A 13,956-nucleotide genomic window follows, 5' to 3' on the forward strand; every position below is an offset into this window, starting at 1 on the left:
CCGAGGCCTGCTGTTCGGCTTGCGCGGCGACGACAAATTGCAGGTCCTCCACACTTGAACTATAACCAAAGCGCGTTATAGTGATCATCGCAACTTAGAATTGTTCACGATCTTCCTGGTTTGGCCGAGATTATTCCGAGCGACCCGTCGTTGGAACGGAGGGCGCACAACAAACATGGACAACAGGACAGATCGCTCGTCGTACCGGTTTCAGGCAATATTGATGGGAGGATCGATGTCCAGGGCAGTTGTTGTCGCGGTGCTTGGTTTGTCAATTTCGTCTTGGGCTCTCGCCGCGGAGCAGAGCGCACCGGCCTATCAACCATTTCCCAATGGCTATGGTTACATGGATCCGAGTGAAATCGCGGCATTGCAACGTGCCTGGAAAGATGGCGACCATACCGTCGTTCGCGAACATGGCTGGTGGCTGTGGGCGGGCATCATGCAGCGGGCGTCGGACGCGAACTGGCCGGTCTGGTTTACCTGGCCGAACACCAAGGCTGCATTCCTGCCGGCCGCCGGGCTTGAAGCCACGCAAACCAACGCCACGCCGGCACTCTCGCTGCTGCAGCGAAACAAACTCAATATCGTTGTCCCGGTCAATGTGAAGAAGGTACCCTACTATCCGATCCCGGCCGACGTCCTGAAAAATTATCCGAAGCCAACACAGAATTGCGGCCAGGACAACATCTGCGACGGGTCACACTTTCTGTTCAACGGCGATATCCTCGTACCGACGGAGTCCCTGAGCCAGGAGGGCTTTGACTGGATCCGCGGCACCCGGCTTTATCTGCAGGAAACCCTGAACACGGATCACCAGAACGGCCTGCACGAACTGTCTGCGCCACAACGATATGTCGTGACAAAACACATGTTCTGGCCGGTCAAGGCGGACCGGATCTCGGCGATACCTGTCTGGCACGATTATTTCGACAAGCGATACCCGGACTACGCAGGATATGAGAGGTGGCCCGACCTGGCTGCCATCGACCCGACTGGCCGTAGCGTCGGGAAAAAAATGCCGGTCAGTTATCTCTACGGCGTATATCAATCCGATAAGACGACGCCGTGGCCGACGGTATCCACCTCTGCGAAGGTATATGGCCTCAATGATTTCTATTATCACAAGGTAACGGCGGACGATTGGAACAGCTTCGACGACGCGGACAAGGCAATCCTCAATGCCGCCAGCTACTGGAGCTACAACCAGCCCTTCGGTGTCGGTGATTTGCTCGTGACCATCGCGATGCATGTCAACACCAAGGAAATCCCGACCTGGGCGCTGCAAAGCGTCTGGTGGTCCGACCGCCCGAACGCCGGACCTTACGCCGCCAACCGCCCGAAAATTCCCCAAGCCAGGGGCCCGTGGAATCATTACCTGCTTGTGGATTCCTATGGCATTCCGGACAAATCCGGCGACCAGCCGGTGGCCACGAATCCCTATATCGAACTGGTGATCCACCCGGTCGGCACCAACTGCAACAATTGCCACAATCGGGCCGGCTGGCCGTCAGGAAAAAATGCCGGTCAGGCAAGTTACCAAAATCCGGATTGTCCAAATTCGCTACAGACGCTCTCACCCAGCAGCGCTTGCCTCGCACCGCTGACGCTATCAGACTTCCAGTGGATCATTCCTGACCGGACGATAAAATGACGGTGGCACACGGAGATAGTTGCACCCACAACCGTCATCGCCCGGCATAGCCGTCCGAATGACGACTTAAAATGTGAAACGCTGTCTTTCACCGAATGCACTCGTCATACGCGGGCTTGACCCGCGTATCATCAAGCTTCGAAAGAGTCTTGCGAAGAGGATGGGTTGCCGGGTCAAGCCCGGCAACGACAGAAAAACTTACGCCGCCGCCTGTTCGCGCGGCTGGTAGATCGCGATGTGCTGGCAATGCGCCAGCGGCGTCTTGCCATTGGCGACGACGAGGGCGTCGAGTTCGACGAAGCGGTGACCCTTCTTCTCGTAATTGCCGGTGACTTTTGCCCGCGCGGTCAACTCATCGCCGCTCTTGGCGGCCGACAGGAGCTGCATCCGGCTGCCGACGTGAATCCACGGCCCCAAAATGGCATTGTCGACCAAAACCTTGTTCATAACCCGCTGCAACAGGCCGGGATGGCCAAGCCCCTCGCGCGCATAGATCGGATCGTGTTCGCGGACGTCGTGCAGATATTCCGTCGCCGCCTCGCCGGCCCAGGCGCGCGGCACCGTGCCGAGCCATTTGCCGAGTTGATAGGAAGCCTCGTCGACCTGCCGGCGCTCGGCGACCGCGGCGACTTCGGAAAAATCCGACAGCGCGAGCGAGGGCGCCGATGCCGGCAATGACGCGCTGCCGGTGGCGCAGAGCTGGCCGCGGCTTTCGACCTCGATGGTGAGCACGCCGTCGCTCTCTCCGCCCGAGACATGGGTGGTCTCGCCGTCATAGACCGGTTTGACAAATCGCGCCTCGATCAAGCCGTGCTCGAGAAACGCGCGGCCCCATCGCTTGACCGGCAGATGCATCATATAGGCCATCACGTCGACGCCGGGCACGAGGCCGCCGGAAAAGCCGAAGCGTTTAGCCACGGTGTCGTCATGCATCTTGTTTTCGGAGAGTTTTGCCGTGTTGTAGGCCTGGACGCGGTAGGTTTCGAGGAGGCCTGTCATGCCCGTTTTCCCTGATTTTCTGCCGGCTTTTGCAGCAGCAATGGTACGCGAAGAATGGGCCGTGGCAAGCCGGTTCCTTTGGCTGTTTTGCTCGCAATTCCGTCGCCAATAGGGTACCACGCGCCCCTGAGAGCGCCCGCCGCGCCGACCGACATAATCCTCAACCGATGACATCCGATTTGAACCCGCCCCGCATCTATGTCGACGCCGACGCCTGTCCCGTCAAAGAGGAGATCTACCGCGTCGCCGCCCGCTTCGGCCTGCCGGTCAGCGTGGTCGCGGGAAATTTCATCCGGGTGCCGAACGACCCGCTGATCGAACGCATCGCGGCCGGCTCGGGCATGGACGCCGCCGACGACTGGATCGCGGAACGCGCCGGCCGAGGCGACATCGTCGTCACCTCGGATATCCCCTTGGCGAGCCGCTGCGTGAAGGCGGGCGCCGAGGTGATCGCGCCGAACGGCAAGCCGTTCACCGAGCAATCGATCGGCATGACGCTGGCGGTGCGCAATTTGATGACCGATCTACGCTCCTCGGGCGAGGTCACCGGCGGACCCCGATCGTTTGCGCCGCGTGACCGCTCAACATTCCTCTCCGCGCTCGACCAGACCATCCGCCGCATCCAGCGCCAGCGCGCCGAACAGAAGCAGAATTGAAGAACCATGGCGCCTCCGCTGATCCAGTTGAAGGAGATAAAACTGACGTTTGGCGGCACGCCGCTGTTGTCGGGTGTCGAGCTGTCGGTGTCGGCGGAGGAGCGCGTCTGCCTGATCGGCCGCAACGGCTCCGGCAAATCGACGCTGCTGAAGATCGCGGCCGGCACCGTCGAGCCCGACAGCGGCAGCCGTTTTGTCCAGCCGGGCGCCACCATCCGTTATCTGCCGCAGGAGCCCGATTTCGCAGGTTTTGCGACGACGCTGGCCTATGTCGAGGCCGGCCTCGGCCCCGGCGACGACCATTACCAGGCTTCCTATCTGCTGGAGCAGCTCGGGCTGCATGGCGACGAAGACCCCGCAAAACTCTCCGGCGGCGAAGCCCGCCGCACCGCGTTGGCGCGGGCGCTGGCGCCTTCGCCCGACATCCTCCTGCTGGACGAGCCGACCAACCATCTCGATCTCACCACCATCGAGTGGCTGGAAAGCGAACTCGACGGCCGCCGCTCGGCGCTCGTCATCATCAGCCATGACCGCCGTTTCCTCTCGAATCTGTCGCGCTCGACTGCCTGGCTGGACCGCGGCCAGATCCGGCAGATCGATCGCGGCTTTGCCAGCTTCGAGGCCTGGCGCGACGAGGTGCTGGCCGAGGAAGAACGTGACCAGCACAAGCTCGACCGTAAAATCGTCAACGAGGAGCACTGGCTGCGCTATGGCGTCTCCGGCCGCCGCAAGCGCAATGTCAAGCGGCTCGGCAATCTCTACGCATTGCGCCAGCAGCGGCGCGATTTTCGCGGCGCCGCGGGCAATGCCAATCTCGCCGCCGCGGAGGCCGACAAGTCCGGCAAGCTGGTGATCGAGGCCAAGAACGTCAGCAAGTCGTATGGCGACCGCAAGATCGTCGACGGTTTTTCGATTCGCGTGCAGCGCGGCGACCGCATCGGCATCATAGGTCCCAACGGCGCCGGCAAGACCACGCTGATCGAGATGCTGACCGGCTCGAGCCCCCCTGACAGCGGCATGGTCCGGTTCGGCGCCAATATCGAGATGGCGACGCTCGACCAGCACCGGGAAAGCCTCGATCCCAAATCGACCCTGGCCGAGGCGCTCACCGGCGGCCGCGGCGACCATGTCATGGTCGGCGGCAAGCCCAAGCATGTCGTCAGCTACATGAAGGACTTTCTGTTCGGCCAGGAGCAGATGCGCACGCCGCTGGAGGTGCTGTCCGGCGGCGAACGCGGCCGGCTGATGCTGGCGCGCGCGCTGGCAAAGCCGTCGAACCTGTTGGTGCTGGACGAGCCGACCAACGACCTCGACCTGGAAACCCTCGATGTGCTGGAGGAGATGCTCGGCGATTACGAGGGCACGGTGATCCTGATCAGCCACGACCGCGATTTCCTCGATCGCGTCGTGACCTCGGTGATTGCGCCGGAGGGCAGTGGCCGCTGGATCGAATATGCCGGCGGCTATAGCGACATGCTGGCGCAGCGTGGCGCCGATTTGAAGCGCGAGGCGGCGAAGGAGGTTGCGGTCGAACGCGAGAAGCGGCCGGCAGGCGGTACACCTTCGGGTGGGACAAAACGCCGGCTCAATTTCAACGAAAAGCACGCGCTGGAGACGCTACCCAAGACCATCGCCAGACTGCAGGCCGAAATCGCCAAACAGCAGCGGCATCTTGACGATCCCAATCTGTTCCAGAAGGATCGCAAGAAATTCGACCAAGCCTCTGACGCCCTTGCCAAAGCGCAACGGGAGTTGCAGGAGGCGGAGGACAAATGGCTGGAACTGGAAGTTTTGCGTGAAGAGATAGAACAGGCATGAACGCGCCCGCGCATCCTTCGAGGCTCGCAAGGGCTCGCACCTCAGGATGACGCTACGCTAGCGCCGTCACCCTGAGGTGCGCGCGCCTTCGCGCGCCTCGAAGGGTGGAGACAAAACTGGAGTCGCCCCTATGACCACACCCCTCGCCGCCAAAATCGCCCGCGACTACGGCACGCCTTGCGCCGTGATCGACATGGACAGGGTCGAGCGCAACATCGCGCGCATCCAGGCGGCCTGCGAGGCCGCCGGAGTAGCCAACCGTCCGCACATCAAGACCCACAAGAGCCCGGTGCTGGCCAAACTGCAGATCGAAGCCGGCGCCAAGGGGATCACCTGCCAGAAAATCGGCGAGGCCGAGGTGATGGCGGAGGCAGGCATTGACGACATCCTGATCAGCTACAATTTGATCGGCGAGGAGAAGATGTCCCGGCTCGGCGCGCTGCAGGCCAAGGCCAACATGACGGTGGCCGCCGACAACGCGACGGTTATCGCGGGCCTGCCGCAGGCGGCCGCCGCTTCCGGCCGGCCGCTCTCGGTCGTGGTCGAATGCGATACCGGCCGCAAGCGCGCCGGTGTCGAGACGCCCGCGGAGGCCATCGCGCTGGCGCGCCAGATCGCGGATTCGAAGGGACTGCGCTTCGGCGGCTTCATGCTCTATCCGACCGAGACCGGCTGGGCCGAGGCGCAGAAATTCTACGACGAGGCGCTGGCCGGCATCCGCGCGCACGGGCTCGACGCCGCGATGGTCTCGACCGGCGGCACGCCGAACCTGAAGAACGTCGGCAAACTCAAGGGCGCCACCGAGCACCGGCCCGGCACCTACATCTACAACGACCGCATGCAGGTGGCGGCCGGCGTCGCCGGCTGGGACGATTGCGCGTTGAACATCTATTCGACGGTCGTCAGCCGCGCCGGCCCCGACCGCGGCATCCTCGATGCCGGCTCCAAGACGTTGACCTCGGACACCGGCGGCGGGCTCGACGGCCACGGGCTGATCCTGGAGCACCCCGAGGCGAAGATCGCGCGCTTCGCCGAGGAGCACGGCTTCCTCGATCTGACCCGCAGCAACACTCGACCCAGTGTTGGCGACGTCGTCCGCATCGTGCCAAATCACGTTTGCGTCGTCGTCAACATGATGGACGAGGTGGTGATGGTGCGCGGCGAGGAGATCGTCGGCACGCTGACGGTGGCGGCGCGGGGGAAGCTGCGGTAGGCGAGTGGGGAGATAGCCGATGTAGGGTGGGCAAAGGCGCTTTTGCGCCGTGCCCACCATCTCCGGCGCAAGATCATGAATGCTTATTGGTGGGCACGCTTCGCTTTGCCCACCCTACGATCAGCTTCGCAAGTTCGTGGTGCAGGCGAATCCAGCCGCCGCAGAACAGCCAAAATCGTACGTGCGCCGATGGCGCGACTCAGATAAATTCGTTCCTGTAAATTGGCGCTTCACGGGGGTGGGGTTGTGAATAATTTACAGGATTGTCGTGCCCAAGAGGCGCGATGCCGAAGGTATGCCGAGAGCGACGAGCAGAACAGGGATCTGTGGCTTTCGATGGCGGAGCGGTGGTCGTATTTGGCCAGGGAGGCCGGATACGGCATGAGAGAAGTCGGTCCGTTTCCAGGAACGACTGACCAGCACGTCAGCTGAAGGCCAGCCCGCACGCAGCCGATTTTCGAAATCGCCGTGAGCGGTCGGCAAGTCGTGCGCCGATCAGGCGTGATTTAGGGGAGTGAGGCGAGAAGCTGCGGTGATGCTCTGAAGATCAGTACCTCGCGACCACCGGACTCGCCCAGTTGAACAAATAGCTGAGCCGAAACATTCCGGCATAAACGTCATTCTTGCCGTTGAAGTTTACAAGCACGCCTGAACTCGCAACAACGGGGCGATTGAAACGGAAATCGTAGTAGTTGAAATCAACACCCGCAATCCAGCCTTTCGCAAACATATAATCAACGCCGCCGCCAACCGTGTAGCCCGCTTGCCAAGCGTTGGCGCCGCCGAAAATACCGGTAGCGGGATTGATGGCGAAGGTGTTGATCTTGGCGTCGGCAAAACCGCCCTTCACGTAGAACAACCACGCATCAGCGGCATAGCCGGCCTTTCCCACGACCGTAGCGATATCCTTGGTCGAAAGCATCCGCAGCCGTCCCGGAAGCAATACTGCAATGTCCGTCTGATTCTGATCAAGGACGCTGAAAGTGCCCTCTATGCCGAACACACCGCTTCCCCACTGGCCCTGCAGGCCAGCATGACCACCCCCAATGAACGAGCTTGGATTGAAACTAAAAACTTCGCTTGTCGGAACTTCAACGAGTGTGTAACTGCTCGATGAACCGGCATACCCCACCTGACCACCGAGATAGAAGCCGCTCCAGTCGTAGGGGACGGGCACAACGACTGCTGGAGCTCTCGAGTAGGCTGGCGAGGGTAGGTCCGCCGCGACCGCAGGGGCTATGCCCGAGACAGCCAAAGCCGCCACCATTAGCACCATTTTTTTCATTGCCTGCCCCGATTTGTATCAATCGCCCAACGGTATTGGAAAAGTCCCGATCCGCAGTCACCTAGTTTAGGAAATTTGTAGCCCAGCCGGCTATCAGATACCGTCACCAAAACACCACATCTACCGTAAATTGCATCCGTTCGCTCGATCTCGTCACCTCATGGGGAAGGGATCTGGTTCTCCAGCCACTTCACCGCGCCCCGCCCCGCTGCCGCGCCCGTCGCGAACGAGGCCTGCAGCAGGTAGCCGCCGGTCGGGGCTTCCCAGTCGAGCATTTCGCCGGCGGCGAAGGTGCCGGGCAAACGGCGGAGCATGAAATCGGCATCGAGTTCGTCGAACGAAATCCCGCCCGCAGTCGAGATCGCACGCGCCATCGGCGCTGCACCGTTCAGCTTGATCGGTACGACATTGATCAGTTCGGCGAGATCTTGCGGCGATAGCGATGACAGCGACACGCCGGAGGCGATCGCGACCTCCTGCAACAGGCCGATGCGGACAGGGGAAAGCTGCGCGGCCTTGCGCAGCCAGTTCGAAAGCGATTGCTTGCCGCGCGGCGCCGACAGCCGCGCGATGAGGTCGCCGGTTTCCAGATCAGGACGCAAGGCGATGTGCAGCGTCGCCTGCCCCGAACTCAGGATCGCCTCGCGCAACTCCGCCGACAGCGCGTACACCGCGCCGCCTTCGATGCCCGTCCGCGTGATGATCGCCTCGCCGCGGACGGCGCGCGCGCTGAACGACAGCGCGAGGCTCTTGAGCGGCTGACCTTCAAAACGGTCTCGAAAAACGTCCGACCAGGCGACGATGAAACCGCAATTGGCCGGCTTGAGCGGCGACATCGTCACGCCCTTGGCGGCGAGGATTTTCGTCCACGCCCCGTCGGAGCCGAGCCGCGGCCAGCTTGCGCCGCCGAGCGCCAGCACGGTGGCGCCGGCCTCGATGGCGCGCGGGCCGCCCGGTGTATCAAACGACAGGCGGCCCTCTTCATCCCAGCCGGTCCAGCGGTGGCGGAACGCGAACCGCACGCTGAGCGAGTCCAATCGCCGCAACCAGGCGCGCAGCAAGGGCGAGGCTTTCATCTCCTTCGGAAACACCCGGCCGCTGGAGCCGACAAAGGTCGGCTGGCCCAGCGCCTCGCTCCATTGGCGCAAGCGATCGGGCGGGAATTTTTCAATTGCCGCTGCGAGTTGCGGCATTGCCCTGCCGTAGCGGGTCAGGAACGCCGGCAGCGCTTCACTATGCGTCAGATTGAGCCCGCCACGCCCGGCCATCAGGAATTTGCGGCCGGCGGAAGGCATGGCGTCATAGACCGTAACGCTGCAGCCCTTCTGCGCCAGCACCTCGGCCGCCATCAGGCCGGCGGGGCCGGCGCCGATGACGGCGACTTGGTTTTGAATTGAAGACATTACGTGAGGTTAGGCCGGATTCGCGGACAGTGAGAAACAATCGTCATGCCCGGGCTTGTCCCGGGCATCCACGTCTTCACTTGCTCGGCGCACCAAAGACGTGGATGGCCGGGACAAGCCCGGCCATGACGAAATGATAATTGTCTCACCGCGAAGCTACAGCTTCACCCCCGCGCGCGCCGCGGCCTGGCCGACATATTTCTGCGTCTGCTCGAATGCGCCTACCAGCGCCCGTGCCTTCGACATGTCGCTGATCTCCGCGAAATGCGCGGCGACGGCGTCAGGGGTCCATTCCGACGACGGCAGGTTGATGCCTTCGGTCTCCATGATCTTGATCACCGCAAACGAGCCCGCGCCGGCGCCCATGATGGTGCGGGTCGGGGCGTCCTCACTCAGCAGGAATTCCACCGCCGGCGTGATCGCCTCGGGGCGCATCAGCGCCAGCGCCTGCGGCGGCAGCAACTCCTCGGTCATGCGGGTGGCCGCCGTCGGCGAGATGATGTTGACGCGGACGTTGTTCTTGCGGCCCTCCTCGGCCAGCACGTTCATCAGCCCGATCATGCCACTTTTCGCCGCACCGTAATTGGCCTGGCCGAAATTGCCATAGAGGCCGGAGGACGAGGTGGTCAGCACGATACGGCCGTAATTGCGCTCGCGCATGCCGTCCCATACCGCCTTGCAGCAATAGAAGCTGCCGGTGAGATGCACCTCCAGCACTTTTGCAAAATCGGCGATCTCCATCTTGCCGAAGGATTTGTCGCGCAAAATGCCGGCATTGGCGCAGAGTATATCGACGCTGCCCCACTCCCGGGTGGCGCGATCGACCATCGCCTTGACCTGTTCGAAGTTCGAGACGTCGGCGCCGTCGGCCATCGCCACGCCGCCGGCTTTGCTGATCTCCTCGACCACGGCCTCCGCCGGGGTCAGCGACCCGCCGGTGCCATCTCGCGCGCCGCCGAAGTCGTTGACGACGACCCTGGCGCCGCGGCTCGCCAGCCCCAGCGCATGCGCGCGTCCAAGACCATTGCCCGCGCCGGTGACGATGGCGACGCGTCCGTCAAACCTGATTGTCATGGGTGAAATTCCTGGAGTTTGGCTCACTTGTCATGCGCGGGCTTGACCCGCGCATCCATCAAGAAATGAGTCCTCTTGATAAGAAGATGGATTGCCGGGTCAAGCCCGGCAATGACGGGCGGAGGGTGGCGATCAGGCAAAATAAATCAGCCCGATCCAGTCCGCGACCAGCGCGGGCTTTTCCTCGCCCTCGATTTCCACCGTCACATTGGTGCGCGAGAGCAATTCCGTCGGCTTGCGCAATTTGGCTTCCGCCAGCACAAAGCGGCCGCGCACGCGCGAGCCGGCGCGCACCGGCGAGATGAAGCGCAGTTTGTCGAAACCGTAATTGACGCCCATGGTAGTGCCCGAGATCACCGGCATCACCTCATAGGACATGATGCTCATCAGCGACATCGTGAGAAAACCGTGCGCGACCGTGGTGCCAAAGGATGTTTCGCGTTTGGCGCGCTCGGGGTCGACATGGATGAACTGGTGGTCCTCGATCACATTGGCATAGACGTCGATCCGGTTTTGATCGACCAGATGCCATGAGGACACGCCGACCTCGTGCCCGACCATGTCCTGGTAGGCGGCAAGCGAGATCGGCGGCTTCTTCCAGACTTCGTTCATCTAGCTCTCCCCGGAGCCCGCGGGCCGCATCTTCTGCAGCTCCGGGAAATCCTCTTCGCGAAATTCCCGGCCGCGCAGCGAATCCGAGCGATCATTGTCGTGTTCGAGCCGGCGCAATTGCACGCGGCGGATCTTGCCGGAAATCGTCTTCGGCAATTCCGTCACCAACTCGATCCTGCGGATGCGCTTGAACGGCGCGAGCCGGGTGTGCAGATGCCTGAAGATCGACAGCGCGGTTTCACCGGAATGCTCGGTGCCCGAAACACAGAGAACATAGGCTTTCGGGATCGCCAGCCGGATCGGATCGGGGCTGGGTACGACGGCGGCCTCGGCGACCATGTCATGCTCGAGCAAAATGCTTTCCAGTTCGAACGGGCTGATCCGGTAGTCGGATGATTTGAAGACGTCGTCGGAGCGGCCAACGAAAGTGAGATAGCCCTCGTCGTCGGAAAATACCACGTCGCCGCTGCGGTAGAGTTCGCCGTCGGCGCCGCTCAATTTGCCGTCGTCGCCCTGATAGCCCTGCATCAGTCCCGCCGGCCGGTCGTCGCCGAGCACCAGCGTGACCTCGCCCTCTTTGGTCTCGTGCCCATCGATATCGGTGATCTGGACCTTGTAGCCGGGCAGCGGCCGCCCCATCGATCCGACCTTGACCTTCTGTCCCGGCGAATTGCCCGCCAGCGCGGTGGTTTCGGTCTGGCCGTAGCCGTCGCGGATGGTCAGTCCCCAGGCCGCGCGCACCTGGTCGATCACTTCCGGATTGAGCGGCTCACCGGCGCCGCAGACCTCGCGCAAAGAAACCTTGAAGTCGGCGAGCCGTTCCTGGATGAACAGCCGCCACACCGTCGGCGGCGCGCACAGCGTGGTGACGCCGCAGCGGCCGATGGTCGCGAGCAGACCCTTGGCGTCGAAGCGCTGCTGATTGACAATGAAGATGGTCGCACCGGCATTCCAGGGCGCGAAGAAGCAGCTCCAGGCGTGCTTGGCCCAGCCCGGCGAGGAGATGTTGAGATGGACGTCGCCGGGCTGCAAGCCCAGCCAGTACATTGTCGACAATCCGCCGACGGGATAGCTGCGCTGGCTGTGCCGCACCAGCTTCGGCTTGGCCGTGGTACCCGAGGTGAAATAGAGCAGCATCGGCTCGTCCGATTTGGTCGGCCCGTCGGGCATGAAGGCTTCCGGATAGTCCGCCGATTGCTCGTAAGCAATCCAGCCGTCGGGCTTCGACGATGCGCCGACCACGACGCGAATGAGTTCTGCGCCGCCAAGGCCTGAAAACTTCGCGACCTGATCCTGCGTCGCCACCACCACTTTGGCCCGCCCCCGATCGAGCCGATCGCGCAATTCATCCGGCGTCAATAGCGTGGTCGCGGGGATCACCACCACGCCGAGCTTCATCGCCGCCAGCATGGTCTCCCACAGCGGCACGACATTGCCGAGCAGCAGCAACAGATGATCGCCGCGCTTCAGCCCCTGCGCGCGCAGGAAATTTGCAACCTGGTTGGAACGGCGCGACAGCGACTCGAATGAGAGCTTCGTCTCCTTGTTGCTGCCGGCATCGACGATCCACAGCGCCGGACGATCCTTGCTCTCGGCATCGCGCGCCAGTTCCGCGTCGAACCAGTCCAGCGCCCAGTTGAACGGTACCGGATCGGGCCAGCGGAAATCAGCAACCGCCCTGTCGTAGTCGGTGCGATGTTTCAGCAGGAATGCGCGGGCTTCTTGGAATGTCGTCATGTCCTGAACCCTATGGTCTCACCGCGTTCACCACGTCATCCTGAGGTGCTCGCCGTCTTCGGCGAGCCTCGAAGGATGGACCGCAAAGCACCGAGCAAGTCATCCTTCGAGGCTCGCCCTGCGGTGCAAGGGCACCGCTGGGCTCGCACCTCAGGATGACGCCCACTACTGTTTCGCGGCCAACCCACGAACATGCCGCATGATCCCCGAGAAATCCACGCCGCCATTGCCGGCGGCATCGAACGCCTTGTAGATCTCCTGGGCGTGCTTGCCGAGCGGCGTCGCGGCGCCAGCGGCGTTCGCCGCATCCTGCGCCAATGTGAGGTCCTTGACCATTAGCGCGGCGGCAAAGCCGGGCTTGTAATCGTTGTTCGCGGGCGAGGTCGGCACCGGGCCCGGCACCGGGCAATAGTTGGTCAGCGCCCAGCATTGCCCCGAGGAGGTCGAGGCGACGTCGAACAACGCCTGGTGCGAAAGCCCGAGCTTTTCGGCGAGCGAAAAGCCCTCGCAAACCGCGATCATGGAAACCGCCAAAATCATGTTGTTGCAGATCTTCGTCGCCTGCCCTGCGCCGGCGCCGCCGCAATGCACGATCTTCTTGCCCATCTTCTCCAGCACGGGTTTTGCCGCCGCAAACGCCTTGTCGTCGCCGCCGCACATGAAGGTCAATGTCGCACCTTTGGCGCCGCCGGTGCCGCCGGAGACCGGCGCATCGACTGACCGTACGCCATGTTCGGCCGCGAGTTCATGGGCCTGCTTGGAGCTTTCGACATCGATGGTCGAGCAATCGATGATCAGCGCGCCCTTGGTCATGGCGGGAATGACATCGGTCCAGACCGAGATGACGTGCTTGCCGGCCGGCAACATGGTGATGACGGTTTCGGCGTCCCTCACCGCGGCGGCCGCGCTGTCGGCGATACCGGCGCCATCCGCCTTGGCCTGATGGCGCGAAGCCTCCACCAGATCGAACGCGATCACCGTGTGACCGGCCTTGACCAGGTTGGCCGCCATCGGCCCGCCCATGTTGCCGAGGCCGATGAATGCGATATGTGCCATCCGAAATTCTCTCCCCTGAGGCGTCTATTTTATATTGTCGAACACCAGTTCGTCCGCACCGATTTCCCTAAAATACGGCGCAACCATCTCCGCCGTCACCTCCTCGACCCGCGGCGGCGACCAGCGCGGATTGCGGTCCTTGTCGATCACGGCGGCGCGCACGCCTTCGACAAAATCGGCGCTGGCAAAAACTTCGAGCGCCGCGCGATATTCCCGCACCAGGCATTCTTCCAGCGAGGACGAAGCCCGCGCCAGCCGCAACAATTTCAGCGCGACCACCATGCCGCGCGGCGACTTCTCGTTCAATGTCTTCAGCGTCGATTGCGCCAGTTCCGAGCCGTCCCGCTCCAAATCCGCGAGAATGTCTTGCATCCGGTCATGCGCAAACCAGCGGTCGATTTGCGGCTGCAGCGCAGCCACGGGCCCTGAGGTCTCGCCGGTCGCGAAAC

General features: G+C 62.7%; 12 protein-coding genes. 4 read left to right on the top strand and 8 right to left on the bottom strand.

The window, feature by feature from the left end; all coding sequences use genetic code 11:
* Positions 1-235 precede the first annotated feature (235 nt).
* On the top strand, positions 236-1,654 hold the full coding sequence (locus tag VK804_RS11590; protein WP_325370950.1) for a hypothetical protein: 1,419 nt from the start codon (positions 236-238) through the stop codon (positions 1,652-1,654).
* Between the two features lie 198 nt (positions 1,655-1,852).
* Here the strand turns inward: VK804_RS11590 and VK804_RS11595 are convergent, their stop codons facing one another.
* The gene (locus VK804_RS11595) at positions 1,853-2,653 is read right to left on the bottom strand and encodes a hypothetical protein (protein WP_325370951.1); all 801 of its coding nucleotides are present in this window, start codon (positions 2,651-2,653) and stop codon (positions 1,853-1,855) included.
* A gap of 179 nt (positions 2,654-2,832) precedes the next feature.
* Here VK804_RS11595 and VK804_RS11600 point away from each other — a divergent pair, with 179 nt between their 5' ends.
* The 3 genes from VK804_RS11600 (at position 2,833) to VK804_RS11610 (ending at position 6,340) form a co-directional block, all read left to right on the top strand.
* On the top strand, positions 2,833-3,309 hold the full coding sequence (locus tag VK804_RS11600; RefSeq protein ID WP_414642760.1) for a YaiI/YqxD family protein: 477 nt from the start codon (positions 2,833-2,835) through the stop codon (positions 3,307-3,309).
* A gap of 6 nt (positions 3,310-3,315) precedes the next feature.
* Positions 3,316-5,127 carry an ABC-F family ATP-binding cassette domain-containing protein gene (locus VK804_RS11605; protein WP_325370953.1) on the top strand — a complete coding sequence of 604 codons (1,812 nt, stop codon included), beginning with the start codon at positions 3,316-3,318 and terminating at the stop codon, positions 5,125-5,127.
* Between the two features lie 130 nt (positions 5,128-5,257).
* On the top strand, positions 5,258-6,340 hold the full coding sequence (locus VK804_RS11610; RefSeq protein ID WP_325370954.1) for a D-TA family PLP-dependent enzyme: 1,083 nt from the start codon (positions 5,258-5,260) through the stop codon (positions 6,338-6,340).
* Between the two features lie 547 nt (positions 6,341-6,887).
* On the opposite strand, the gene VK804_RS11615 is transcribed toward VK804_RS11610, so the two are convergent.
* From VK804_RS11615 to VK804_RS11645, 7 genes are all read right to left on the bottom strand, one after another.
* Entirely contained in the window at positions 6,888-7,625 is a 738-nt protein-coding gene (locus tag VK804_RS11615; protein ID WP_325370955.1) for an outer membrane protein, read from the bottom strand.
* Positions 7,626-7,783: 158 nt separating this feature from the next.
* A complete protein-coding gene (locus VK804_RS11620; protein WP_325370956.1) occupies positions 7,784-9,028 on the bottom strand; it encodes a TIGR03862 family flavoprotein in 1,245 nt (414 codons plus the stop codon).
* A gap of 156 nt (positions 9,029-9,184) precedes the next feature.
* Positions 9,185-10,102, bottom strand: coding sequence for an SDR family NAD(P)-dependent oxidoreductase (locus tag VK804_RS11625; RefSeq protein WP_325370957.1), 918 nt, complete (start codon positions 10,100-10,102; stop codon positions 9,185-9,187).
* A 132-nt stretch (positions 10,103-10,234) separates the two neighbouring features.
* Positions 10,235-10,714 carry a MaoC family dehydratase gene (locus tag VK804_RS11630; protein ID WP_325370958.1) on the bottom strand — a complete coding sequence of 160 codons (480 nt, stop codon included), beginning with the start codon at positions 10,712-10,714 and terminating at the stop codon, positions 10,235-10,237.
* Positions 10,715-12,451, bottom strand: coding sequence for an AMP-binding protein (locus VK804_RS11635; RefSeq protein WP_325370959.1), 1,737 nt, complete (start codon positions 12,449-12,451; stop codon positions 10,715-10,717). It lies immediately after the preceding gene.
* 165 nt (positions 12,452-12,616) lie between these two features.
* A complete protein-coding gene (gene mmsB / locus VK804_RS11640) occupies positions 12,617-13,507 on the bottom strand; it encodes a 3-hydroxyisobutyrate dehydrogenase (RefSeq protein ID WP_325370960.1) in 891 nt (296 codons plus the stop codon).
* Between the two features lie 24 nt (positions 13,508-13,531).
* On the bottom strand, positions 13,532-13,956 hold a 425-nt coding region (locus VK804_RS11645), incomplete at its 5' end, for an enoyl-CoA hydratase/isomerase family protein (protein ID WP_325370961.1).

Origin of the sequence: Bradyrhizobium sp., from assembly GCF_035484855.1 — a bacterium.
Lineage (GTDB): Bacteria > Pseudomonadota > Alphaproteobacteria > Rhizobiales > Xanthobacteraceae > Bradyrhizobium.

Bases quoted from the DNA above. Each gene is read 5' to 3' on its own strand.
- VK804_RS11590 (WP_325370950.1), top strand. From the start codon at position 236: ATGTCCAGGGCAGTTGTTGTCGCGGTGCTTGGTTTGTCAATTTCGTCT.
- VK804_RS11595 (WP_325370951.1), bottom strand. From the start codon at position 2,653: ATGACAGGCCTCCTCGAAACCTACCGCGTCCAGGCCTACAACACGGCA.
- VK804_RS11605 (WP_325370953.1), top strand. From the start codon at position 3,316: ATGGCGCCTCCGCTGATCCAGTTGAAGGAGATAAAACTGACGTTTGGC.
- VK804_RS11610 (WP_325370954.1), top strand. From the start codon at position 5,258: ATGACCACACCCCTCGCCGCCAAAATCGCCCGCGACTACGGCACGCCT.
- VK804_RS11615 (WP_325370955.1), bottom strand. From the start codon at position 7,625: ATGAAAAAAATGGTGCTAATGGTGGCGGCTTTGGCTGTCTCGGGCATA.
- VK804_RS11620 (WP_325370956.1), bottom strand. From the start codon at position 9,028: ATGTCTTCAATTCAAAACCAAGTCGCCGTCATCGGCGCCGGCCCCGCC.
- VK804_RS11625 (WP_325370957.1), bottom strand. From the start codon at position 10,102: ATGACAATCAGGTTTGACGGACGCGTCGCCATCGTCACCGGCGCGGGC.
- VK804_RS11630 (WP_325370958.1), bottom strand. From the start codon at position 10,714: ATGAACGAAGTCTGGAAGAAGCCGCCGATCTCGCTTGCCGCCTACCAG.
- VK804_RS11635 (WP_325370959.1), bottom strand. From the start codon at position 12,451: ATGACGACATTCCAAGAAGCCCGCGCATTCCTGCTGAAACATCGCACC.
- mmsB (WP_325370960.1), bottom strand. From the start codon at position 13,507: ATGGCACATATCGCATTCATCGGCCTCGGCAACATGGGCGGGCCGATG.